Annotated in this window: 23 protein-coding genes; 11 read left to right on the forward strand and 12 right to left on the reverse strand. The window is 45.7% G+C overall.

The features are described from left to right. Window positions 1-381: 381 nt before the first annotated feature. The 6 genes from fre to trxA all read right to left on the reverse strand — a co-directional run bounded on the left by fre (window position 382) and on the right by trxA (window position 6,215). Window positions 382-1,095 (reverse strand): NAD(P)H-flavin reductase, encoded by a 714-nt coding sequence (gene fre / locus MSG34_RS23770; protein WP_248339587.1) that lies wholly within the window; start codon window positions 1,093-1,095, stop codon window positions 382-384. A 20-nt stretch (window positions 1,096-1,115) separates the two neighbouring features. Then, window positions 1,116-1,385 (reverse strand): 2Fe-2S iron-sulfur cluster-binding protein, encoded by a 270-nt coding sequence (locus tag MSG34_RS23775; RefSeq protein WP_008224727.1) that lies wholly within the window; start codon window positions 1,383-1,385, stop codon window positions 1,116-1,118. Continuing rightward, window positions 1,382-3,223, reverse strand: a complete 1,842-nt coding sequence (gene ubiD, locus MSG34_RS23780; RefSeq protein ID WP_050649546.1) for a 4-hydroxy-3-polyprenylbenzoate decarboxylase — start codon at window positions 3,221-3,223, stop codon at window positions 1,382-1,384. The genes MSG34_RS23775 and ubiD overlap by 4 nt, the downstream gene beginning before the upstream one ends. Before the next feature lie 98 nt (window positions 3,224-3,321). Then, on the reverse strand, window positions 3,322-4,317 hold the full coding sequence (locus tag MSG34_RS23785) for a hypothetical protein (protein ID WP_248339589.1): 996 nt from the start codon (window positions 4,315-4,317) through the stop codon (window positions 3,322-3,324). A gap of 111 nt (window positions 4,318-4,428) precedes the next feature. Next, window positions 4,429-5,688, reverse strand: a complete 1,260-nt coding sequence (gene rho, locus MSG34_RS23790; protein ID WP_017062978.1) for a transcription termination factor Rho — start codon at window positions 5,686-5,688, stop codon at window positions 4,429-4,431. A gap of 200 nt (window positions 5,689-5,888) precedes the next feature. Next, on the reverse strand, window positions 5,889-6,215 hold the full coding sequence (gene trxA, locus MSG34_RS23795) for a thioredoxin TrxA (protein WP_010440700.1): 327 nt from the start codon (window positions 6,213-6,215) through the stop codon (window positions 5,889-5,891). A 111-nt stretch (window positions 6,216-6,326) separates the two neighbouring features. Between trxA and rhlB the strand changes: the two genes are divergently transcribed. Next, window positions 6,327-7,637 (forward strand): ATP-dependent RNA helicase RhlB, encoded by a 1,311-nt coding sequence (gene rhlB, locus MSG34_RS23800; RefSeq protein ID WP_248339590.1) that lies wholly within the window; start codon window positions 6,327-6,329, stop codon window positions 7,635-7,637. 6 nt (window positions 7,638-7,643) lie between these two features. Further along, window positions 7,644-9,137 (forward strand): guanosine-5'-triphosphate,3'-diphosphate diphosphatase, encoded by a 1,494-nt coding sequence (gene gppA / locus MSG34_RS23805; RefSeq protein WP_248339591.1) that lies wholly within the window; start codon window positions 7,644-7,646, stop codon window positions 9,135-9,137. A gap of 510 nt (window positions 9,138-9,647) precedes the next feature. Here the strand turns inward: gppA and MSG34_RS23810 are convergent. From MSG34_RS23810 to recQ, 3 genes are all read right to left on the reverse strand, one after another. Continuing rightward, a complete protein-coding gene (locus MSG34_RS23810) occupies window positions 9,648-10,319 on the reverse strand; it encodes a 7-cyano-7-deazaguanine/7-aminomethyl-7-deazaguanine transporter (protein ID WP_048613244.1) in 672 nt (223 codons plus the stop codon). 245 nt (window positions 10,320-10,564) lie between these two features. Next, window positions 10,565-10,876 carry a DUF3630 family protein gene (locus MSG34_RS23815; RefSeq protein WP_017061332.1) on the reverse strand — a complete coding sequence of 104 codons (312 nt, stop codon included), beginning with the start codon at window positions 10,874-10,876 and terminating at the stop codon, window positions 10,565-10,567. A 49-nt stretch (window positions 10,877-10,925) separates the two neighbouring features. Further along, window positions 10,926-12,764 carry an ATP-dependent DNA helicase RecQ gene (gene recQ / locus MSG34_RS23820; protein WP_017065746.1) on the reverse strand — a complete coding sequence of 613 codons (1,839 nt, stop codon included), beginning with the start codon at window positions 12,762-12,764 and terminating at the stop codon, window positions 10,926-10,928. A 179-nt stretch (window positions 12,765-12,943) separates the two neighbouring features. Here recQ and rarD point away from each other — a divergent pair, with 179 nt between their 5' ends. The 5 genes from rarD to tpx all read left to right on the forward strand — a co-directional run bounded on the left by rarD (window position 12,944) and on the right by tpx (window position 18,630). Further along, window positions 12,944-13,852, forward strand: a complete 909-nt coding sequence (rarD, locus tag MSG34_RS23825; RefSeq protein ID WP_248339592.1) for an EamA family transporter RarD — start codon at window positions 12,944-12,946, stop codon at window positions 13,850-13,852. Window positions 13,853-13,938: 86 nt separating this feature from the next. Beyond that, the gene (locus tag MSG34_RS23830) at window positions 13,939-14,733 is read left to right on the forward strand and encodes an AraC family transcriptional regulator (RefSeq protein WP_248339593.1); all 795 of its coding nucleotides are present in this window, start codon (window positions 13,939-13,941) and stop codon (window positions 14,731-14,733) included. Window positions 14,734-14,830: 97 nt separating this feature from the next. Continuing rightward, entirely contained in the window at window positions 14,831-15,493 is a 663-nt protein-coding gene (locus tag MSG34_RS23835) for a LysE family translocator (protein ID WP_050635164.1), read from the forward strand. Between the two features lie 91 nt (window positions 15,494-15,584). Next, entirely contained in the window at window positions 15,585-17,342 is a 1,758-nt protein-coding gene (ggt, locus tag MSG34_RS23840) for a gamma-glutamyltransferase (protein WP_248339594.1), read from the forward strand. A 790-nt stretch (window positions 17,343-18,132) separates the two neighbouring features. Then, the gene (tpx, locus tag MSG34_RS23845) at window positions 18,133-18,630 is read left to right on the forward strand and encodes a thiol peroxidase (RefSeq protein WP_050635162.1); all 498 of its coding nucleotides are present in this window, start codon (window positions 18,133-18,135) and stop codon (window positions 18,628-18,630) included. A 169-nt stretch (window positions 18,631-18,799) separates the two neighbouring features. On the opposite strand, the gene uvrD is transcribed toward tpx, so the two are convergent. Next, window positions 18,800-20,974: a DNA helicase II gene (gene uvrD / locus MSG34_RS23850; protein ID WP_017103327.1), complete on the reverse strand. Its 2,175-nt coding sequence runs from the start codon at window positions 20,972-20,974 to the stop codon at window positions 18,800-18,802. A 264-nt stretch (window positions 20,975-21,238) separates the two neighbouring features. Here uvrD and MSG34_RS23855 point away from each other — a divergent pair, with 264 nt between their 5' ends. From MSG34_RS23855 to MSG34_RS23870, 4 genes are all read left to right on the forward strand, one after another. Continuing rightward, window positions 21,239-21,499 carry a DUF2282 domain-containing protein gene (locus MSG34_RS23855; RefSeq protein WP_004736650.1) on the forward strand — a complete coding sequence of 87 codons (261 nt, stop codon included), beginning with the start codon at window positions 21,239-21,241 and terminating at the stop codon, window positions 21,497-21,499. A 64-nt stretch (window positions 21,500-21,563) separates the two neighbouring features. After that, window positions 21,564-22,424, forward strand: a complete 861-nt coding sequence (locus MSG34_RS23860) for a DUF692 domain-containing protein (RefSeq protein ID WP_248339595.1) — start codon at window positions 21,564-21,566, stop codon at window positions 22,422-22,424. Then, window positions 22,421-23,188, forward strand: a complete 768-nt coding sequence (locus MSG34_RS23865) for a DNA-binding domain-containing protein (RefSeq protein WP_248339596.1) — start codon at window positions 22,421-22,423, stop codon at window positions 23,186-23,188. Before MSG34_RS23860 ends, MSG34_RS23865 begins: the two co-directional genes overlap by 4 nt. Before the next feature lies 1 nt (window position 23,189). Further along, window positions 23,190-23,648 (forward strand): DoxX family protein, encoded by a 459-nt coding sequence (locus tag MSG34_RS23870; RefSeq protein WP_009848182.1) that lies wholly within the window; start codon window positions 23,190-23,192, stop codon window positions 23,646-23,648. Between the two features lie 85 nt (window positions 23,649-23,733). On the opposite strand, the gene MSG34_RS23875 is transcribed toward MSG34_RS23870, so the two are convergent. Together MSG34_RS23875 and MSG34_RS23880 are read right to left on the reverse strand one after the other, a co-directional pair. Continuing rightward, entirely contained in the window at window positions 23,734-24,015 is a 282-nt protein-coding gene (locus tag MSG34_RS23875) for a hypothetical protein (RefSeq protein ID WP_009848181.1), read from the reverse strand. 102 nt (window positions 24,016-24,117) lie between these two features. Continuing rightward, window positions 24,118-25,317 carry a multidrug effflux MFS transporter gene (locus MSG34_RS23880; protein ID WP_041473010.1) on the reverse strand — a complete coding sequence of 400 codons (1,200 nt, stop codon included), beginning with the start codon at window positions 25,315-25,317 and terminating at the stop codon, window positions 24,118-24,120. Window positions 25,318-25,360 lie beyond the last annotated feature (43 nt).

Here is a 25,360-nt window from a genome sequence, read left to right on the forward strand (position 1 = left end):
TATCTAACGATAAAACGTTTTGATATTCATCAACGAGTGCCCACACAGATTGATAGGTTTAAATTGTTAAAGAGCTTAACTTCCTGAGCGTTCCCTTTAAGTAAGGAGCCTCTCGAAGTGGACGGCCATTCTAGCGAATTAACATTCAGTGTCAAACACTTTTTGAAAATTAATTTTTTGTCGCTTTCCGTCTTACTGATTCTTGCTGAAGCCTTGTGGCGTCTGCCGTCTCAGTGGTGTCGCATTATAGGGAACCCTCTCAGCTTAGCAACTACTTTTTCATAAAAAATGAATAAATAGGGGTTAACTGCCTAATAGTTCACCTAAACGTAAAAAAGAGAGCATTTCTGCTCTCTTTTTGCTCAAAACCTAAGGGTATTGTTAGATAAATGCGTAAGCATCAGCGTACATATGCTCACGCTTTGCTTCTTTATTCTGAGTAAATAGGTCTCTTGCAGCGCCCGCCATTTCAAAACGACCTGCAATATAGATATCGAAATCAGCTAATGATTCGAAACTTTGCGTAATTGCCTCAAGCACATTACCTGTTTGGCCGTGCCAAACTTCCGGTGCTTCTTCTACTACCGGTACAAAGTGCACATTGCTATGCTTTTCTGCAATGCCAACCAACTCTTCTTTCGCATATAACTGGCACTCATCTTTTGCGCCCCAGTATAGGTAGATCTCTTTCGAGCTATTTTGCGCGATGCAGTGATCAAGAATAGAGCGCACGTAGCTGAAACCCGTGCCACCAGCAATAAGTAATAGAGGGCGATCGCTTTCTTCTTTGATCCAAGCATCTCCGTGTGGCGCATCAATAGCAATATCGCCATCTTCAGCTTGAGCCTTCTTCATCGCTTCAACCACTTCTAGTGCGTAAGCATTATGCTCGGCAGCACCAATATGTAGCTCAAGCTCACCTTCGTGGCGGCAAGGGCTACTTGCGATAGAGAATGGGCGCTTATCTTTCTCGCCCATTTCAACCATCAGGTACTGGCCCGCTTTAAAAGCGACCGGTGTTTCTGGGTGAAGTAGGATTTGGTAAGTATTACAAGCCAAAGGCTCGATAGACTTCACTTTACATTTAATAGTCATGTTCTTCCTCTTACTAACCCTTAATCGGCAAAGGTTAGAACTAAATTACTTTCTGCAAATGCTTGGCAAGCAAAAATCCATCCTTGTTGCTGCTCTTTCTCTGTGAGCATGGGTTCAAGGTGGTAACTCACTTGCCCTTCTAATTTTTTGCACATACACATTGCGCATGCGCCAACTTGGCAACGGTTTGGGAAATAGATATCGCTGTTGAGCGCAGCATCCAAGACCGTTTGCCCTTTTTCTACTGTGAAACTGATGTTTTCTGGGTATAAGACTACTTGGTAGCTCATGAAATTCCTAGCTGTTCCCAGATGCTATCAATCTTTTTCACGACATCAGGATCTTTTGTGATTGGTACACCCCACTCACGTAAGCATTCACCTTCCCACTTATTGGTCGCATCGAGGCCCATTTTTGAGTGTCCAGTTTCATTCTGTAGGAATAACGTATCTCTCGCCGGATCCATTCTGGTCGTTACCGCCCAAATGATGTCATTCCAATCACTCACGTTGACATCACCGTCACACACGATAACAAACTTGTTCTCATCAAATTGAGACCAAACCGCTTCCATGATTTTCTTACCATTACCGGCAGCTTGCTTATCAATAGACACCACAACCATGCTGGCATTGTCGTTTTGCAGGTGAATATCAATAATTTCAGGATGAACTTTGGTTAACTCAGCCAAGCTACCTTCTATATGTTCACTATTTACAGGTGCTGTTTGGACATCTGGCGATAACGCTAACTCTGCGTCCCACTTCTTAGTGATATCTAGACCCATCTTAGAACCCAACCCAACCACGGGTGAGGCAAAATCCAATGAATCGATCGGCGTGTTCTCTATCATCAGGCTATCGCGTGACGGATCCATATGTTCGCACATCGCTGCGGTTACTTGAGACCAATCACGTGCATTCACATCTTCATCGCACACCAATACAAATTTGGTGTACATAAATTGGCGTAAGAAAGACCATACACCCATCATGACTCGCTTAGCGTGACCTGGGTATTGCTTCTTCATGGTCACTACTGCCATTCGGTACGAACAACCTTCAGGCGGTAGATAGAAATCTTCAATCTCTGGGAACTGCTTTTGAAGAATAGGCACAAACACTTCATTGAGCGCAACACCCAATACCGCAGGCTCATCAGGTGGACGGCCAGTATAGGTGCTGTGATAGATAGGGTTCTCGCGCATGGTTACATGAGTAATAGTAAACACATGGTGCTTTTCTTTCTCGTTATAGTAACCAGTATGATCTCCGTAAGGCCCTTCATCTGCGAATTCATTCGGGTCGATGTAACCTTCCATCACGATTTCAGCACTTGCAGGAACTTCTAAGTCGTTGCTGATTGATTTAACGACCTCAGTTTTACTACCACGTAGTAAGCCTGCAAACGCGTACTCCGATAAAGTATCCGGCACAGGCGTAACCGCACCAAGAATGGTGGCAGGGTCAGCACCAAACGCTACCGATACCGGAAATGGTTTACCTGGGTTGGTTTCCATCCAATCACGTAGATCCAATGCTCCACCACGGTGGGCTAACCAACGCATGATGATTTTATTCTTGCCGATCTTTTGTTGACGATAGATGCCTAAGTTTTGGCGTTTCTTGTTTGGACCACGAGTAACCGTTAAACCCCATGTTAGCAATGGCGCGACATCGTCAGCCCAACAGCTCATCACGGGAATTTTATCCAGGTCGACGTCATCGCCTTGCCATACCACTTGTTGGCAAGCCGCTTTGCGAAGGCGTTTAGCCGGCATGTTCAAGACTTGCTTAAATACAGGCAGTTTATCAAGAGCGTCTTTAAAGCCTTTTGGTGGCTCAGGTTCTTTTAGGTAAGCAAGCAACTTACCCACTTCACGCAGTTCTTTGACTTCTTGACGCCCCATACCAATAGCAACCCGGTTGGGTGTACCAAATAGGTTGGTCAAAACAGGCATGTCATAGCCTACTGGATTTTCAAACAAAAGAGCCGGGCCACCAGCACGTAGAGTACGGTCGCTGATCTCGGTCATTTCGTAGTCTGGATCGACTGGGTGAGAAATGCGTTTCAACTGACCAATACTTTCAAGATGGTCGATAAAATCACGTAAATCTTTAAAACTCATAGGACTTCTACATGCTGATTATTCTGCGCTCAGTATATCAAAAAGGGTGACGCTGAGATCCCCCTTTTTAGTGTGGTTATTGAGAGGCAAAATCCACTTTACGGTAATGCTTGCTCGATCAAAGAGCTCTTCACCTGAGGGTTATCATTGACGAGATCTTGCAACCATCGCGTATGACCTTGTTTGGCGAGTTCACGCGCGACTAATGGTGCTTCATCAGCAATCGCCATCCTAGAGACAAGGAACAGCTTCACCTCTTCTGATAACGGGTTAACTTTGGTAAGCAAAGTAATCGCTTCATCTTTCAAACGCGGGTTCTTAGTCGCCGCCATTACTTGTTCAAGCGCGAACGTTTGTTTGGTTTCAGCAAGGCGGACTAGCTCAGCTTGGCTATGATAATCGGCCTTCATTCGCCACAGAATCTTATAGACCTCTGGGTCTTCGCTCACTTGCGCTAATCGAACCACCACCTCAGTAGAAGGTAACCAGCTAACAATAGAAGATGCGGTGAGTTGCTTAGTTAGGTAATCAACCGCTTCAGGAGACAAACTGTCTAGCTCTCTAATGAGCAACGCTTCTCGCGTTTGAACTTGATGTTCAGATCCAGATAACCACTCTTTTAGGTCGAGTTCCTGTTTCTCTGCATCTAGCACAAATACCAATGTCTTCTGATCTTGACGCCATTGTTTGATAAGGCGATTAGCAATTGAAGGGTAATTAAAGGCAGGTACCGTAAACTCATAGCCATCTCCACGCTCTAAGACTTGATAAGTGGGCGTGATAGCAAGTTGCTGCTCGATGAAGATAGACATCTTGGGTGTGAGTACGATTTTTTGCTGTTCAAGCTTCTTCAAGAGTTGGTAACGAGCCACCTCTTGCTGGGGAAATGTCAGGCGCTCAAGCGCAAAGCGTAGCGAATTGACTTCGTCACGTACGACAAGCTCGAGTAGTTCAGCAGTTTTCAGTTTTACTTGATCATTCTCAAGCCAAGACTCTACTGTAAGTGGAGACATCTCGGTGGCATAGCTCATACCAACCGGTGAAAATAACAGTGAAGCAGACAGGAGTAATGATGACAACAGTCCATGTTGCATTTTAACTTCCTTGTAACACTTTTGCTCATTCTGCAAGCTGGCGCTACAAAATGCAAATAAAAAGCGCCACCCGAGGGCAGCGCTTATTAAATAACGATCAGCTAATCAATATTACTGACGACGCATTGCGTCAAAGAACTCATCGTTCGTTTTCGTCATTGCTAGCTTGTCGATAAGGAATTCCATTGCGTCGATTTCGCCCATTGGGTGAACAATCTTACGCAGGATCCACATCTTCTGTAGTTCATCGTTCTTGGTAAGAAGCTCTTCACGACGAGTACCAGAGCGGTTGAAATCAATCGCTGGGAATACGCGTTTTTCAGCAATCTTACGGTTAAGGTGCAGTTCCATGTTACCTGTACCTTTGAATTCTTCGTAGATAACTTCATCCATCTTAGAACCAGTATCAACCAGTGCTGTTGCGATGATCGTTAAGCTACCGCCTTCTTCTACGTTACGTGCCGCACCGAAGAAACGCTTAGGACGATGTAGAGCATTCGCATCAACACCACCAGTAAGAACTTTACCTGATGAAGGAATAACAGTGTTGTAAGCACGAGCTAGACGAGTAATAGAATCCAGTAGGATAACTACGTCTTTCTTGTGTTCAACAAGGCGTTTCGCTTTCTCGATAACCATTTCTGCAACTTGTACGTGGCGAGATGCTGGCTCATCGAATGTTGAAGCAACTACTTCGCCTTTAACTAGACGCTGCATTTCTGTTACTTCTTCTGGACGCTCATCGATAAGTAGAACCATTAGTTCACACTCAGGATGGTTACGTGCAATGCTTTGAGCAATGTTTTGCAGAAGCATTGTCTTACCCGCTTTAGGCGGAGCAACAATCAGACCACGCTGACCTTTACCAATTGGAGATGCAAGGTCAAGAATACGAGCCGTAATATCTTCAGTCGCACCATTACCCGCTTCCATCACCATACGTTCGTTAGCGTGAAGAGGAGTAAGGTTTTCGAAAAGAATCTTGTTACGAGCGTTGTCTGGCTTGTCGTAGTTAACCGTGTTTACTTTAAGCAGTGCAAAGTAACGCTCACCGTCTTTAGGTGGACGGATTTTACCGCCAATAGAGTCACCTGTACGTAGGTTAAAACGACGAATTTGGCTTGGTGATACGTAGATATCATCTGGGCCAGCCAGGTATGAACTGTCGGCGCTACGTAGGAAACCAAAACCGTCTTGAAGAATTTCTAGAACACCATCACCAAAGATGTCTTCACCACTTTTTGCATGCGCTTTAAGGATGGAGAAGATAATGTCTTGTTTTCTTAGGCGAGCTTGATTTTCAAGACCTAAGCTTTCGCTAAGTTTAACAAGCTCAGACACAGGTCTGTTCTTCAGTTCAGTAAGATTCATAGTGGTGGAAGTTTGTTTAGTCAAAATAGGATCTGTTTTCTTAAGTTAAGAAGGATTTGGTCACAGGATCGACCAAGAAGAGAAATTCGTTCAATTAACGTGCGATAAATTAGCACTAAAACTAAGACTAGTCCATAGCTTAGAAAAAACAAAACCGCGCATTTGTTAACTGCACGGTTTCTTTTCAAATGCTGACCTGATTATAGGTTAGCGTCTAAGAACTCTTTAAGTTGAGTTTTAGATAATGCACCAACTTTAGTCGCTGCTACGCCGCCATCTTTGAAAAGAAGTAGCGTTGGAATACCGCGAATACCAAACTTTGGTGGAGTACCAGCATTTTGGTCGATATTTAATTTACCGATTGTGAGCTTGCCTTCGTACTCGTCTGCGATTTCATCAAGAATCGGCGCAATCATTTTACATGGACCACACCATTCTGCCCAAAAATCAACAAGAACAGGGCCTGCAGCGTTGATTACATCGTTATCAAAACCGTCATCAGTTAGCTGCAAAATCTTATCACTCATCTTCCACTCCAATGTATTTTTTAGAACTGGTTGGATGATAACCAGTAAATAGATGCCCTATTGGAATGTATTTACTTTCGTATTGCAAGCTTAAGCTGATATTCTATAGCAATGAAAAAGACGCATATCACAGAGCAAAAGTTCGCCGACTTGGATTTACTTCCGCAAGTCATTGAAGGATTGGAGAAAAAAGGGTTCGATTATTGTACCCCTATCCAAGCCTTGGCGCTCCCGGTACTGCTCACCGGCCAAGACATTGCAGGCCAGGCCCAAACGGGTACTGGTAAAACGCTTGCGTTTCTTACTGCTACTTTTAACCACCTGCTAAAAACACCTGAGCATGAAGGGCGTAAGCCTAACCAGCCACGTGCGATTATTATGGCACCAACGCGTGAACTCGCGATTCAGATCTACAACGATGCTGACTCTCTGGTTGAAAGCACAGGTATCAAGGCAGCACTTGCTTACGGTGGCGAAAGCTACGACAAGCAACTAGGTAAAATCGAAGAAGGCGCAGATATCTTAATTGGTACAACTGGCCGCATCATCGATTTCTACAAGCAGAAGGTATTTAACCTTAACCACATTCAAGCTGTTGTTCTTGACGAAGCTGATCGCATGTTCGATCTTGGTTTCATCAAAGACATCCGCTTCTTATTCCGCCGTATGCCTGAGCCAAAAGATCGTCTGAACATGCTGTTCTCTGCGACATTGTCTTACCGCGTACAAGAGCTAGCGTTCGAACACATGCACAACCCAGAGCATGTTGTTGTTGAGCCAGAGCGTAAAACAGGTCACCGCATTCAGGAAGAACTGTTCTACCCATCAAACGAACACAAAATGGCACTGCTGCAGACTCTAGTTGAAGAAGAGTGGCCAGAGCGCGCTATCATCTTCGCTAACACTAAGCACAAATGTGAGTCTGTTTGGGGTCACCTAGCTGCAGATGGTCACCGTGTTGGCCTGCTAACTGGCGATGTTCCTCAGAAGAAACGTGAAAAGATTCTTGAGCAATTCACTAAAGGTGATGTTGACCTGCTTGTCGCAACCGACGTTGCAGCACGTGGTCTACACATTCCTCAAGTAACACACGTATTCAACTTCGACCTACCTGATGACTGTGAAGATTACGTTCACCGTATCGGCCGTACAGGTCGTGCAGGCGCAAGTGGTCACTCGATCAGCTTTGCTTGTGAAGATTACGCAATCAACTTGCCACCAATCGAAGAATACATTGAGCACGCTATCCCTGTGTCTGACTACGACTCTTCTGCACTACTAGAAGATCTACCAGCACCATTGCGCTTACGCACACGTAACCCGCAACAGCGCCGTTCAAACAACAATGGCCCACGCAACGGTAACCGTAAACCAAACCAGAACCGTCGCCCACGCCAACCGCGTCAAAACAAGGAAGCTTAGTCGCTTATGAGTCAAACAGTGTCACCCCCGCTTTACGCTGCAATCGACCTCGGGTCGAACAGTTTTCATATGCTCGTTGTGCGTCATATCGATGGCAGCGTACAAACCATGGCTAAAATTAAGCGCAAAGTGCGTTTAGCTGCAGGCTTAGATGAAAATAATGCGCTTAGTACAGAAGCCATGCAGCGCGGTTGGGACTGTTTGAGTCTCTTTGCAGAGCGACTGCAAGATATTCCGAAAGAAAATATCCGCATTGTCGGTACAGCGACCCTACGTACTGCTCTCAATGTGGATATATTTCTAGAGAAAGCGAACCAAATCCTTGGTTACGACATCAATGTTATCTCCGGTGAAGAAGAAGCTGCAACTATCTATAAAGGCGTAGCACACACTTCTGGTGGCAGCGGCCGCCGATTGGTTGTTGATATTGGTGGCGCAAGCACCGAGATGATCATTGGTGAAGGCTTCTCAGCGAAAGCACTAACCAGCCTGAAGATGGGCTGTGTTACTTGGCTTGAGCGCCACTTTAAAGACCGCCAATTAACCGCAACCAACTTTAACAACGCCATTGAAGCGGCGAAGTCAACGTTGGCTCCTATCCTAGATAGCTACACAGATATCGGATGGGATGTGTGTGTAGGCGCCAGTGGTACCGTTCAAGCACTACAAGAGATCATGTTGGCGCAAGGCATGGATGAAGTGATTACTCATGCCAAACTTAAGCGCCTACAGAAACAAGCGATGATTACTGAGCGCTTGGAAGAGCTAGAAATCGAAGGACTTACCCTTGAACGCGCATTAGTGTTTCCGAGTGGTCTTTCTATTCTTATTGCTATTTTTGAGTTGCTTGAAATAGATTCAATGACACTCGCAGGCGGCGCACTCCGTGAAGGCCTAGCCTACGAGATGGTTGATGAGCTGCGCCAAGAAGATATTCGTGCACGTACCATTAAGAGTGTTCAATCACGCTACCAGATGGACGTAAGCTACGGTGAACAAGTAGCAGTAGTCGCACAAACGCTGCTAGACCAAGCAGGCGCCGAAACGTGGGTTTCAGAACCTCAAGCTGGTGTGCTATTGCAAACGGCAGCTAAGCTTCACGAGATTGGTTTAACCATCGATTTCAAAAAAGGCGGTGAGCACAGCGCTTATCTGCTGCAGAACTTAGACCTGCCTGGCTTTACTCGAGCGCAAAAGCACTACTTGGGTGAGTTAACTCGTCGCTACCGTGAACAGTTAACCTCATTACCAGAGCAACACGCTATCTCAGGAACCAGCAGCAAGCGTATTTTACGTATTCTGCGTTTGGCTATTTTGTTGACTCACCGTCGTAACCCAGACCTTGAGCCACAAGTGACACTGACAGCCAATGGTGACAACTTAACGCTCACCATCGATAAGCAATGGCTTGCGAGTAATCCACTGACCGCCGCTGAACTAGAGATCGAATCCAACCGTCAAACAGACATTGGTTGGCCTCTGACGATCGCAGAGTCGTAATTCTTATACTTGTTTAGATACACAAAAGGCCTTCACAATTGAAGGCCTTTTTATTACTCACTTCCCTGCACGCTTCCTTTGCACACTTTATCTCATTCGCTCCATTACGAGAGTGCTCACTTCGAACCATCGAATTATTCCGATTGAATAGGAAATGCTTTCTTCCACTTTTTACGGCGATAGTCGCTGTATACACAGTAGAGTTTGAAGGTGATAAGGATGAACATGGCGAGCCTCATAATGACAAAGAGCCGCTATTCTACAAACGTACACGTTCACCACATCACCAAAGGATTACCATTCAATAATAACGATATAAAGAAAACATAAAATAATAATTTATCAATTACTTAGAATAAAAATGCAAGTTATCTTGGTAGTGCAATTGAAGATACAGAGGGAGAAAATCGTTAGAGAAGAGAAGAAAAAGAGAGGGTAATAAGCGCCCTTCAACGAAAACCAAAGGGCACTGAATGATTAAGGTCTTATCGAACTATCGATAGTAAAAAGCTATACGTTCACGCCTGTTGCTTTAAAGTCAGGATTCACTGCGGTTAGCTTTCTAACAATGTAGTTAAGAAGCACGCCGTACATAGGCACGAACAAGCCTAAGCTGATGATAAGTTTGAATCCGTAATCGACTAAGGCAATCTCAGTCCAATGCTCGGCCATGAATGGATCTGGGCTTTGGTAGAAAGCAATCGCAAAGAACGCGATGGTATCAATGGCATTACCGAATAACGTTGAGCATGTTGGAGCAACCCACCACTGTTTAAGCTGACGTAGGCGGTTGAAAACATGCACATCCAAGATCTGACCCAATAAATAAGCCATGAAGCTCGCCGCGGCGATACGTGCAACAAACAAGTTGAACTCACCGAGTTGGCTAAAGCCTTGGAATGAACCTTCAAAGAACACCACTGACAAGAAATAAGAAACGGCCAGCGCTGGTAACATCACTAAGAAAATGATTTTACGGGCAAGCTGCGCGCCAAAAATGCGTACGGTCAGATCGGTCGCTAGAAAGATAAACGGGAAAGTGAAAGCACCCCAAGTGGTGTGCATACCGAAGACGGTAAAAGGTAGCTGAACCAGATAGTTGCTTGACGCAATAATCACCAAATGGAACAAAACTAATAGTGCTAGGGCTTTGCGCTGTTGCGCAGGGGTAAAGTTACTCATGCTGTACCTTTTTAGTTTGGTTTGGGGGTGAGGGAACCCAAATCGAGTCATTTCTTCGAATAATCCAAGAAAGCTCTTACCAATAATGTGAATCAAAAAATGTATCAAAAAATTGCTCTAGTGAGCGGCGGGCGATTATACATTAATCAATATTGGCTGCAACGGTGAGAACAAACGCAAACGTTTATTCTCACTTTTATTGGTGAATAGCGCTAGAAGCTGTGTTTTAGAAGAGATGCCAAAAGTTAGAAACCGCGCTTGAAAAGCGTCGCGAGATAATCAAACTCTTCTCGGCTTTCTTCAGCGTTTAACGACTCAAACCAAATTGATTCACTGTAATGCTCAGACTTTAAGAACATTCGGCAATCTTCAAAATCAATCAACCAAGAATGCATATCGGCGTCCCATTGCTTTTCAACAACTGACGCTGACAGCAACGCCACCAGCTTTTCACCTAGTACTTCGTAAGAATCAAAATCAAAACTTGGAGACGTAATCAATAAACGCCCTTCCTCAGCTAAATATTCTCTTAAGCCAAATTCTGTTTGTGTTGTCATGTCCCTATCAACCTTATTCTTTTTCTATTAGTTAGACGTTTCTTGCAAACTAGCCGTGTGTGGTGATGTGTTCTTGAATCAGGTCTAGGAATGGGTCTGCGTACTTATCCAGTTTACGTTGACCAACACCGTTGACTGCCAGCATCTCACCGTATGAGGTAGGCAGTATTTCAGCCATATCAATCAAGGTCGCGTCACTGAATACCACATAAGGTGGTAAGCCATCTTCATCTGCAATCGACTTACGCAGCTTTCGCAGTTTCGCAAACAGCTTCTTATCGTAGTTCTTACTGCTCAGTTTATCGGACTTCGCATTACGCACCGCGGTATCTAAACGAGGAACAGCCAACTCCAAAGACATCTCACCACGCAGTAACGGGCGGGCTTCTTCTGTTAGCTGTAATGTCGAGTTACGAGTGATGTTTTGGAACAACAAACCTTTATGAATCAGCTGACGGAAGATACTGATCCAGTAATCGTGGCTATGGTCGCGGCCAATACCGTAGGTAGACAGCTTATCGTGACCATTATCGCGGACACGGATGTTCTGCATACCACGCATCACTTCGACCACGTAGCCCATACCAAACGACTGATTCACGCGGTACACACAAGACAACGCCTTTTGCGCTTCTTGGGTCGCATCAAAATGCTTGGGTGGATCGAGGCAGATATCGCAGTTGCCACATTGCTTCTCACGATACTCACCAAAGTAGTTAAGCAGAACCTGACGACGACACGTTTGCGCTTCGGCAAAAGCACTCATCGCATTCAGCTTGTGCATCTCAACTTGTTTCTGTGGGCCTTCTTCTTTCTCGTCTAGCATACGACGCAGCCACCCCATATCAGCCGGGTCAAACAGCATCATCGCTTCAGCAGGTAAGCCATCACGACCTGCACGGCCAGTCTCTTGATAGTAAGACTCGATATTGCGTGGGATATCAAAGTGCACCACGAAACGTACGTTGGGTTTGTTGATGCCCATACCGAAGGCCACAGTCGCAACCACGATCTGAATATCATCGCGCTGAAAGGCTTCTTGAACGTAAGCACGCTCATCGGTGTCCATACCAGCATGATAACCCGCGGCGCGAATGCCGTTATTGCATAACTTCTCGGTCACCATTTCCACTTTCTTACGGCTACCACAGTAGATGATGCCGCAATTGCCCTTTTGCGTTTCTAGGTAGCGAACCACCTGTGAGACGGGTTTGTGCTTCTCAACCAAGTTGTAGCGAATATTAGGGCGATCAAAGCTGCCTAAGTAAGTATGCGGATCTAGGAGCTGCAAGCGCGAGATAATATCTTTGCGCGTCGCATCATCAGCGGTTGCTGTGAGCGCCATGTAAGGCACATGCGGAAAATATTGTTTAAGCTGACCTAATGATGCGTATTCAGGGCGGAAGTCGTGACCCCATTGAGAGATACAGTGCGCTTCATCGACTGCAATCATTGAAAGCGGTAAACCTTGAAGGCGCTCGATAAAGTCACGCATCAACACACGCTCTGGTGACACATACACCATTTTCAGCTGACCTGAGTTCATGCGATTGAACACATTCAGCAATTGGTCACGTGGCATTGAAGAGTTAATACACTCAGCGGCAACGCCATTGGCCTTCAATTGGTCGACTTGGTCTTTCATCAACGAGATCAGCGGCGAGATAACCAGAGTCAGCCCTTCACGAACCAACGCCGGGATTTGGTAACACAGAGATTTGCCACCACCGGTTGGCATAATCACCAAGCTGTCTTTGCCTTCAACGGCCAAATCAATGACCTCTTGCTGACCATCGCGAAAGCTTTGATAGCCAAACACATCTTGTAAGATGGTTTGCGCATCATTCGCGGGAGTTGGTATTTGCTCAGCAATCAGAGTGGCGGTCATTGTGGTTCCTAATCGAGGTATGAAATCAGCAAGCATCTTCGGCAAGCAAGTCGCACATTGTAGAGGGGAACGCTGGCGAATTAAACCGCAAATTGTTAGGTGAAAAGGGTTATCGCTCCTATACTGACCAACTCTCTTATAAATCTTATTAATAAGCACTCAGTGCTAGAGAAAGATGCATGACACAGGAAGAACAACAACGTACGCGCCAAGGAGTTTTGCTTGCCGTCGGCGCCTACACAATGTGGGGTATCGCCCCTATATATTTCAAATCTTTAAGTGACGTTTCCCCGTTAGAGATACTCAGCCACCGTGTAGTATGGTCTTTTTTCCTACTCGCTTTCTTACTACACATTGGCCGCAGCTGGCGTAAAGTCCGCGATACCCTGACCTCAAAACCAAAAATGCTCTACTTGGTAGCGACGTCTATTTTGGTGGGTGCTAACTGGCTGATCTTTATCTGGGCGGTGAACTCCAATCACATGCTCGATGCCAGTTTGGGGTATTACATCAACCCGCTGATTAACGTATTGCTCGGAATGCTCTTCCTCGGCGAACGTTTACGTAAGCTGCAATGGTTTGCTGTGGTTCTGGCTGCGATTGGCGTATTAATCCAATTGATTGCCTTCGGCTCAGTACCAATCGTCGCCATTGCCCTAGCCTTTAGCTTTGGTTTTTATGGCTTGCTGCGTAAGAAAGTCAGCTTAGAAGCGCAAACGGGTCTGTTCATTGAAACTCTGGTGATGCTGCCTCTCGCCGCAACCTACTTACTGTTTATTGCCGATAGCCCGACCTCAAACTTATCGATGAACCCGATGCAACTCAACCTGTTACTGGTTGCTGCCGGTGTGATCACCACGGTTCCATTGCTGTGTTTTACTGGCGCTGCAACTCGCTTGAAGCTATCAACACTCGGTTTCTTCCAGTACATAGGTCCAAGCTTGATGTTCTTACTGGCGGTTCTGATTTACGGTGAAGCCTTTACCTCAGATAAAGCGATCACCTTTGCTTTCATATGGGGAGCACTGGTTATTTTCAGCTTTGATGGCCTTCGTAACAACAAGAAGAACAAACGCGCGAAACAGTGATATTGATCGTTTTTTACAAGACAATCCCTTAATACGCAGATAAGCTTGGTTGAATTGATGACTATTTAACCAAGCTTTTTTGTACCATGGATAAAGTCCACTACTACTCTACTCCAACAGAAGATATCAGCCTGATCCAAGCTCAATACCAAGAGTTTGCCTTTCAGCGTCACTATCATTTGGACTTTCACATCGGCTTAATTACCCAAGGGCAGCAAAAATTCGCCTATAAAGGGACAAGCCACAATGTTGGTGCTGGCCAAGTTGTTATCATGCCACCTGATGAGCTGCATGATGGGCACTCCAAACTCGATTCAGGTTATCAAGTCAGTGTGTTTGCAGTTTCTCCCCAATGGTTTCAAGATCTTGCCGATCCCAAGAAAAATGGTCACACATTGGGCTTTTCTGAGTTGATCCTCTCCGATCAAGTTGCATTTTTACAATTACGCAACTTGCACGGTCTATTAATAAATCAAAACATCAGCCAGCTCGCTCAAGATTGCTTACCTTTCGAAGGGTTCTCGACGATCGTCGATCGTTATGCCAAATTTGGATCGAAGAGCGACATCAAACTTGGCAATCAATCGATTGATACACTCAAAGACTATTTGATGGCGAATTTGGATCAACCAGTGCGATTAGAGCAACTGTCTGAGCTGTGCGGCTTAACCACAACTCAATTCCAACGCCACTTTAAGAACAGAATGGGCATCACCCCTTATGCGTGGCTGAGCCGTTTACGTATGGAACAGAGCATGCGCCTGATTAAATCTGGGATCTGTGGCACTAAGGTCGCGCATCAAGTAGGCTTCTATGATCAAGCACACTTCTCCAAAGCATTCAAAACCACATTCGGCGTACCACCCTCACAAATCAACTAAGTGTTGATAATTTACAATTGCTCGATTTCAAATCGCGGTAAGCTACGCTCAATACGATTACTTATTTAAAATAGCGGCAACGTTATTGAGAACTGACATGAACGAAGTCACCATACTGATCACCCTCGCCTCTATCCATTTCATCGCTTTGATGAGCCCCGGCCCTGATTTTGCGTTAGTCGTGCAAAATGCGACACGCCACGGCAGACAAACAGGCTTGTATATTGCGCTCGGTTTATCCTGCGGGATCTTGCTGCACTCACTGCTCAGCCTGACGGGAATCAGTTACCTAGTCCACCAGCAACCAACCCTATTTGCCATTATCCAATTGGCTGGCGGTAGCTACTTGCTGTACTTAGGCTACGGTGCCCTTAAAGCAACCTGGCAAATCATTCAGAACCACGACGATGAAGACGATACCGTCAATGCCAAAGATCTGATTCTGACCAACAAGCGTCAGGCATTTTCGAAAGGGTTTGCGACCAATATTCTCAACCCAAAGGCTTTGGTGTTCTTTATTAGCTTGATGTCGAGCTTAGTGCCTGCCGACATGTCTCTATCAGGTAAAGGCTTTGCGCTTATTATCCTGTTTGGTCTGTCTCTGTTTTGGTTTTCACTACTGGCGTGGATGCTTTCGACTAAGGCTCTACAGAAGAAACTCAGCGAAGCAACGGTATACATCGATGGTTTGTGTGGCGTGGTATTCAGCCTGATTGGCGCGAGTATTCTTTGGCAGTCGCTGTCCGGTTTAATCGCTTAAATTCGAATCAAGATTACAATTCGTTAACAACGCACTGGCTATCTAATCTTTCCACTGCCAATCTAGCTCTGCATATTAAAAGGAGAAGATCATGCAGTGGAAAACAAAACTAACAACCCTCGCCACTTCTACCCTACTTTTTGCCTCTCACGTCAGTTGGGCAAATCAAGCTGCCGATTCCGTCGCACCCGAACAAAGTAGTGGTTTAGAAACCAAACAGCTCGTTAAAGCCAACGATTGGATGGTCACAGCGGCCAACCCATTAGCAACACAAGCTGGCGCTGATGTACTTGCCCGTGGTGGTAACGCAATTGACGCCATGGTTGCCGTGCAGCTTATGCTTGGCTTAGTGGAACCTCAGTCATCAGGTATTGGTGGCGGCGCGTTCCTTGTCTATTTTGATGGCAAAGACAAACAGCTCAAGACCTACGATGGCCGTGAAACTGCGCCGCTTGATGCCACACCACGTCTATTCCAAGACGAAAACGGACAACCGCTTAAATTCTATGATGCCGTTGTTGGCGGTCGCTCCGTTGCGACACCAGGCACGGTGCAATTACTGTGGGATACTCACCAGAAATACGGCAAGTTAGAGTGGGCATCACTGATTAAACCTATCGCTCAGTTGGCAGAAGAAGGTTTCACCATCAGTCCACGTTTAGCCACCTTGATTGAGAATGACCAAGAGAGACTGAGCCGATTTGCGACAACTAAAGCCTACTTCTTCAATGCCGATGGCAGCCCAAAAGCCGCTGGCACGCAGCTTAAGAACCCTGAATACGCGGCAACGTTAAACGCTATCTCGAAGGATGGTGCTAAAGCTTTCTACCAAGGTGAGATTTCTGCCGACATCATTAACACAGTACAAACAGCGAAAGGTAACCCGGGCGTATTGGCACAGAAAGACTTCGACGCCTATTCGATCAAGCAGCGCGAACCGGTTTGTTCTACTTATGAAAGCTACGATATTTGCGGAATGGGGCCACCAAGCTCTGGTGCGTTAACGGTTGGACAAATCCTTGCAATGACTGAGCAATTTGACCTCAAATCATGGGGGCCAAACGACGCAAAATCTTGGCAAGTGTTAGCGGACGCTTCTCGTTTAGCCTTTGCAGACCGTGGTATGTACATGGCAGACCAAGATTATGTGCCCATGCCAACCCAAGGGTTAGTGAATACTGACTATTTGCAGGAGCGTGCTCAGTTAATTACCGCAGGTAAGGCATTAGACAGCGCACCTTCAGGCACCCCACCGTGGGATCACGCAATGCAGAGAAGCCAAGATGTTTCTATTGAGTTGCCATCCACCAGCCACTTCAATATCGTCGATAGCGATGGCAATGTCGTATCTATGACCACCACCATTGAGAATGCCTTTGGCTCACGTTTGATGGTTAGAGGTTTCCTACTCAATAATGAACTGACGGATTTCTCATTCAAGACCCACAACGATGGCAAACCTATCGCCAACCGACTTGAACCGGGTAAGCGTCCGCGCTCTTCTATGGCACCGACCATCATCATGCAAGACGATAAACCTTACATGGCGATTGGCTCTCCGGGCGGCAGCCGTATCATAGGTTATGTGGCGCAAGCGATCATTGCCCATACCCAATGGGACATGGATATTCAGCAAGCGATCAACCAACCACACTTCCTAAACCGCTTCGGTACCTTAGATTTGGAAAAAGGAACATCGGCAGAAAACTTCAAACCTGAGCTAGAAAAGATGGGATTTGAGGTCAACGTTCGCGATCTTAACTCGGGTTTACACGCGATTCGTATCACAAAAGATGGCTTAGAAGGCGCTGCAGACCCTCGTCGTGAAGGTGCTGCCATTGGTCAGTAGGGAAGAATCCTCCCTTTTTACTCGCTGCCTTGTGCGAGATCTCTCACAAGGCAGTGAGTAAATATCGATATTTAACTGCGAAATTAGTCACCTACATATCGTAACCAATTGAAATAAAACGATACGTACATTTATCACTCAAATAATTATATAGAAATTCCCTTATGCACCATTGCTGATAAATAAGGAATCGGTAATATGAATGGTGTCGGAAGGATGCTGACACGGAACAGGAAACGCCAAGGACTTGGTTATCTTCAGGATGAAGATTCGATTACTCAGGATGAATAATCGGCATGGATAGCGAAATGGACATTGAATGGACGCAATAGTAACTAGGATGGTTGCTACTAAGGAAAGACAATGGACACCTCTGGACGAGGAAAGGACTGAACATCAGGATGATGTAAAGGACACCGCTCAAGGAACAAGTGACGCGCGCTAACGAGGATTGTTGGCAGATCAGGATAAGATCAAGGACACCGCTAGGAAGGCGACGAAAGGAATACGCTGAAGGATAACAGCACACTATCATGGATTTGATGCATGGAGCACACTTAGTAGCCGGATTGCTGCGAGTAAGACTATAGACCCCGATGAGCGCAAGCTCTCGGGGTTTTTCTTTATCTGCCGTTTCATTTATTCCCTTATTCCCTCTTAAGCAAATAAATCAAAGACCTTTGATTACAATTCTGACATTTAAAGCATTCACTTCTTAACCACTTCAGAGTAACGTAAGTCTTACTAGGCTCAACTAGTTTCATAACCATAATTAAACTAAGGACAATTCATGTCACACGTTACCTTCAAAGGCGCTGCTGTACCGCTAACAGGCACATTCCCACAAACTGGCGAACAAGCACCAAGCTTTGCACTTACTGCAGGCGATCTTTCTGAACTGACTCTTGCTTCTCTTGAAGGCAAGAAAGTGGTTCTAAACATCTTCCCAAGCATCGACACAGCAACTTGTGCAACGAGCGTACGTACGTTCAACGCAAAAGCGGCTGAGCTTGAAAACACGGTTGTGGTTTGTATTTCTGCTGACCTACCGTTTGCTGCGGGTCGCTTCTGCGAATTAGAAGGCATTGAAGGCGTTCAACACGCTTCAACTTTCCGTTCTCCTGCGTTCGCATCAGACTACGGCGTAGCGATTGCTGAAGGCCCACTATCAGGTCTAACTACACGTGCCGTTGTGGTTGTTGATGAAAAAGGTGTGGTAACACACAGTGAGTTGGTTGCAGAGATCACTGAAGAACCAAACTACGAAGCGGCACTTGCAGCACTGTAAGTGTTCTTTCTGGGCAGAAATGCCTTAAGCTCGATTCAACCTATTTAGACTGGTTCCGAGCAATAAAAAGAGCAGCCATTGGCTGCTCTTTCTGTTTTTAATGCGGATTACTTTTAAATGCTGAACGGTTTTAAAAACCAAACGGCTTTCTAAATGCTGAAGTAGCGGATTACAACTGTTCTAAACGCGCGTAAGCCGTCACTAACCACTTGATGCCTTCACCATTAAACGCGACTTGCACTCGGCTTTGCGGGCCACTTCCCTCGAAGTTGATGATAGTGCCTTCACCAAACTTAGGGTGCTTAACGCGCGAGCCCAAGCTAAAGCCCGTTTCGTTGAAATTCTCTTTCACGGCAGTTTGGCTAAAGCGACCGCTGCTTGCAGGGCGGCTCACTTGCGCCTTCATACGCACTTCATCCAGACAGGTCTCTGGTAGCTCACGAATAAAACGAGATGGCTTGTGATACTTGTCTTGACCGTATAAACGACGCATTTCAGCGTAAGTGATGTAGAGCTTCTCCATCGCACGGGTCATGCCGACGTAACACAGACGACGTTCTTCTTCTAAACGCCCCGCTTCTTCAGCCGACATCTGACTTGGGAACATGCCTTCTTCAACGCCAACCATGAATACCATTGGGAACTCTAGGCCTTTGGCACTGTGCAAAGTCATTAATTGAACCGCGTCGTCAAACTCATCAGCCTGACCTTCACCCGCCTCTAACGCTGCATGAGTCAAGAATGCCGTTAGCATACTCATCTCATCCGCTTCTTCTGGCTTTTCAAACTGACGCGTTGCCGTTACCAATTCTTCCAAGTTCTCAATACGTGCCTTCGACTTCTCACCCTTCTCTTGCTCGTACATCGCAAACAGACCCGACGATTTAATCACGTGGTCAGTTTGTTCATGCAGGCTAAGTTCTAACGTGTCATCTTCAAGCGCATTAATCAGCTCGATAAAGCGACTCAATGCACCCGCAGCACGACCGGGTAGCACTTGCTCCTCTATCAAAGCAACACTGGCTTCCCACATGGTTGCACCACGATCACGAGCGGCAAGACGAATCGTTTCTAACGTTTTATCGCCCAAGCCACGCGTTGGCGTATTAACCACACGTTCAAATGCCGCATCATTACTGCGATTACTCATTAAGCGCATGTAGCTCAAGGCGTCTCTGATTTCTTGACGCTCGAAGAATCGCATGCCGCCGTATATTCGGTAAGGTAGACCACCTTGAATCAAAGCTTCTTCAAGAACACGCGATTGAGCGTTATTACGATAAAGCATTGCGGTATCTTCTAGCGCGCCGCCTTTCTCCTGCCACTCTTTGATTTTGCTAACCGTGAAACGCGCTTCATCTAGCTCGTTATAAGCCGAGTACACAGAGATTGGCTCGCCATCGTTGCCATCGGTCCACAGCTCTTTACCCATACGTTCGGTGTTGTTCGAGATAAGCTCGTTCGACGCCTGCAGAATGGTTTTAGTTGAACGGTAGTTTTGTTCGAGTCGAACCGTTGAAGCACCTGGGAACTCATCCAAGAACTTTTGAATATTTTCGATCTTCGCGCCACGCCAGCCATAGATAGATTGGTCATCATCGCCTACGATCATCACGCGACAATCTGGGCCTGCCATCATACGCAGCCAAGCATATTGAATGTTGTTGGTATCTTGGAATTCGTCGACAAGGATATGCTTAAAGCGAGCTTGGTAGTGCTCTCGGATGTGTTTCTTATCGCGTAATAGTTCATGCGATCTCAGCAAGATTTCCGCAAAGTCGACCAAGCCAGCACGATCACATGCTTCTTGGTAAGCAGAGTAGATCTTTAACCACGTTTGAGTTATTGGATCATGGTAGGCGTCGATGTGATTTGGGCGTAATCCCTCGTCTTTCTTGCCATTGATCCACCAAGAAGCTTGCTTGGCAGGCCACTGCTTTTCATCAAGATTTTGCGCCTTGATTAAGCGACGTAGCAAACGAATCTGATCATCAGAATCAATGATCTGGAAATCTTCTGGCAGTTTTGCATCTAGGTAGTGAGCACGAAGGATGCGGTGACAGATACCGTGGAAGGTGCCATTCCACATGCCTGACGAGCTGCCCATCATCAACTCTTCAATACGACCACGCATCTCTGCTGCCGCTTTGTTGGTGAAGGTAACCGACATAATAGAGAACGGCGATGCTTGCTCTACACTTTGCAGCCAAGCGATACGATGCACCAACACTCGCGTTTTACCACTGCCTGCACCTGCCAGAATAAGTAGGTTTTCTAAAGGTGCCGCGACCGCCTCACGTTGTTTATCGTTTAGGCCATCGAGTAAAAGCGAAGGATCTATCATTGGATATGCTCACTACTGGGTATTTATACATAAAAGTTGATTATAACCTAAACACTAGGCTGCGTTTAGGATAATAAGAAGAAAAAACAATCAAAAATTAACATCATAAATTCAACAACTTAAAATATAAAACATCATTAATATTGATATTTTTTATAATGCCGTGAAATTATTTCCCGGTTGTTCCTATCCTTTTTAGTAAGCAAGTTAACAATCCATTAACCTGCGATATCAAAATACTATTAAGTCCTAGAGGGAATGACTATGAAAAATTCTAATCTTGCTGTTACAGCTGCAATCACAAGTGTACTAGCGTTCGGCGGTGCAGTTCTTACATCAGCACCTGCGGAAGCAGCAGCAAAAGAAAAATGCTACGGCGTGGCAAAAGCTGGCCAAAATGATTGTGCAACTAAAACAAGCTCATGTGCGGGTACAGCAAAAGAAGACAACCAATCCGATGCATTCGTAGTCGTACCTAAAGGACTATGTGGCAAATTATCAGGTGGTAACACTCAATCATCATAATTGAGCTGCTTAGTATGGTGAGCTGACACTCAGCTCACCTCCACTTCTTGTTAGGAGAATCGTTGTGACTCAAACTCTTCACCCCAACGCAGGGGTTGGCCTTAGAACACCGCACTTGGACTTCTTTAGCCAAAATCCAACCTTAGTAAGTTGGTTAGAAGTTCACAGCGAGAACTACTTCTTAGCTCAATCACCGCAACGCCAACAACTCAGAGAAATTCGTCACGCACACAACATCAGTTGTCACGGTGTTGGGTTGTCGCTAGGTTCTGTTGAGCGCATCAATCAACATCATCTTGTGCAATTAAAAGAGCTCATTGATGATATCGAACCCTTCTTGGTTTCTGATCATCTCAGTTGGAGTCAGACAGGCGGTCATTACTTCAATGACTTGTTACCGCTGCCTTACACAGAAGAAGCGTTAGAGGTCTTTTGTCGCAATGTCATCGAGGTGCAAGATAGCCTGCAACGCCCTATGCTGATTGAGAACCCATCGAGCTACCTTGCCTTCAAGCATTCTACTATTCCTGAGTGGGAATTTTTGGCTGAGGTACAGAAGCGCACTGATTGCCGACTGTTACTCGATTTCAATAATATTTTCGTCTCATCTTTTAATCATGGCTTCAGCTGTGAAGAGTATCTCAGTGGAATACCGGCAGACAAAGTGGAAGAGATTCACTTGGCAGGTTTCACTAAGAAGAAACTCGAACAAGGCGAGATCTGGATAGACACCCACAGTAAACCTGTCTGTAATGAAGTGTGGCAACTTTACACCCAATGGATACAGCAACACGGTTCGCGCCATACCTTGATAGAGTGGGATTTAGATATCCCAGAGCCACAAGTTTTACTGGCTGAAGCAACCAAAGCCAGTGACATCTTGTATCAATATGACAAGTTCAACCACAGGAGTCGCGCATCATGAGCCACTCCTTAGCAGAAGTTCAATTGGAGTTTGCTAACGCCCTACGCTACCAAAACAGTGGTGAGCATTGCGACATCGTGAGCGACCATTTTACTGATGAACAGCGCATCCAGATTTATCGTAATAACTTCGTGATCAGCTTGAGCGAAGTACTGGCAGCGACCTATCCACTCACTGAAATGCTGGTTGGTGAAGAGTGCTTCCAACAAATGGCTCGTCAACATGTCTTAAGTTATCCATCAACCTCTGGTGATGTCAGCGGTTATGGGGAACACTTTGCACAGACTATCCAAGCCTTTCCTGCCGTTATTGAGGCAGCCCCTTATCTCGATGAAGTGGCTTTGTATGAATGGAAAAAAGATAGCTTGATGAGATGCGTTTCAGAATCACATGTCGACCAACGTCCTCTTGCTGGTTTAGCTGATGTGTCACCAGAACAGCAAGGCGCTTTAGTCTTTCATCTAAAAGATTCAATAACGCTCATTAATTCTAGCTACACGATTATCGCGCTTGAACACGCTATCTATCAGCAACAACTCGATGGGTTAGACATCAACCAACCTGAGTTTGGAGTGTTAATTCGAGCCGAGAACTCTCAGATTGAGAGTCATCACTTGAATGAACAATGCCATCAGCTACTTCGCGAATTTCAATCAGGCCAAATACTCGCAGCGATAGACCCTTCATTACTACAACATCTGAATGCTGTCATGGCGCTTAACGTCATCTCAGGCTTTTCAATCAATGCCGAATTGGAGACATAATATGGATAACAACACAGTCACGAACATGATGGCTCAATACGACAGTTTGATTGAGAAATCACAGGCACTCTTTGTTCCGGTGCTACTGCTATTTTGTCGCCTATGGGTGGCGTGGGTATTCTTTAATTCTGGCCTCACCAAGATAGCCACCTGGGACAGCACCCTTTACTTATTTGAGTTGGAATACCAAGTGCCACTGCTACCTTGGGAGTTAGCCGCCTACATGGGTACCGCAGCTGAACTGATTCTGCCGGTCTTCTTAGCGCTTGGTTTATTAACACGACCTATGGCAGCGGTGCTGTTCGTGTTCAATATCATTGCGGTCGTATCTTACCCAGTGTTATGGGCACAAGGCTTCTATGATCATCAGCTGTGGGGATTAATGATTCTTATCGTTGTCGTATGGGGCGCTGGGCCATTCTCGCTTGATCGAATTTTGAAAGCACAGTTTAGAGGTTAGAACGAACTTTCATTCGCACTAAATTGATATACCCCAAAACGCAAAAAACCACTCAATTGAGTGGTTTCTTTTTAACTGGGATAAACTACTTATTCAGAAAAGCTTGTAGCTCTTCAGCAGAGATACCTTGCTCGGCTAGCTCTTTTGCTAGTAGCTGAACCTGCTCACCCTTACGAGACTCTACCACACGCTGAAATTGGTAAATGATGTCTCGCAAAGTATCGATTGGAACTTGTTTTGCCGCACTGCGAATACGCTCTTCACTTTGGTTGCCTAGCTCTTTAAGCAGTTTACCAAACATGACCTTTTCAGGTGCATCTTCCATTTGTTCTAAGACGCGCGCCATTTCGTAGGTTGTTAATGACATTACAGTATTTTCCGTTGGGGACTAACGTTTCAATGAGTGACAAATATACCATGTTTTAACGTTTCGCAAACCGCCATTTGTATATTTTGTCACCCTTGAGACTTACGCCTTAGCAAACGTCGTGTGCCACGATTTGCCGGCTTTACTCGCAAGCACTAACAATGCTGGAACAATAAGGAACATTTGCAGCGCGATCATCACTTGAGACGTTAAATCAAGGCGTTGCATGGTACCAACAAGCAGCCCTGATCCACTCATTTGGAACAAGCCAAGCAGTGCAGCAGCTGTGCCCGCACGGTCACCGAAAGGTTCAAGAGCCTTACCAGCAGCAGCACCGAGAATCCAAGCAAAACCCACTGAAGACAAGAAGATTGGCAGCATGAATGCGATTGGGCTAGCGTGTTCTGCAAGCACTAACATAATCACGCCCGCTAAACCCAGCGTTGAGATACCAACGACCAGTGCTTTATAGGTACCAAAGCGGTCCATAAATTTAGGTGCAGTAAACGCAGCTGCAATGTTGATGGCAGCGTTAACACCAAACCAGAAAGTAAACTCTTTCATGGTCAGGCCTAGATTCTCCATCAACACAACCGGTGCAGAGGTTACATAAGCGAGGATGACCGCCATCGCCATCAGACACAAGGTTGCGTGGAAAAGGAATGATGGTGTTTTCAATACCGACCAGTATCGCTCAAGCTTGAACACCGCAACCTTTTCTGTCGCAGGGTTAGACTCTTTCATTTGGAAGAATAAGATAGTGCCAACAACGACTGCGAAGCCTGCCATAAAGCTAAAGTTCGAACGCCAACCAAATTGATGAGTTAACCAAGCGCCAAGAATGGGTGCCAAAGCAGGAATAAAACAGATTGCACCATTAAGGTAGCTAATCATACGGCCACTCTTCTCTGGGCCAAATAGATCGCGAACCGTTGCAAAGGCTGCTACAGAAGTCGCACAAGCTCCTAAGCCTTGTAGCAGCCGAGCCATTAGCATCATATCAATCGATTGAGCTGCCCACGCCAAGCAAGCACTCAATGCATAGATACTAACACCTCCCAATGCAACGGTTCGACGTCCTAACTTATCAGCCAAAGGGCCAGCAAATAACTGCCCGACACCCATGGCGAATAAAAACCAGGTAATCGTATCTTGTGCTAGTGCATGTTCCACGTGAAACGCTGTCGAAATTTGTGGCAGAGCTGGTAGATAGATATCAATAGCCAAAGGGCTAAATAGAACCAACATTGCCAATAAAGCAACCTGCAGTTTACTAGGGGTTGGAAGCGCGTTAGAAGGCACAAGATTCTCCGAATGAGTTAATTTAGGTGCATAATAACCAACT

This window comes from Vibrio sp. 1CM2L, from assembly GCF_023161695.1.
Classification (GTDB): Bacteria; Pseudomonadota; Gammaproteobacteria; order Enterobacterales; family Vibrionaceae; genus Vibrio; species Vibrio coralliirubri.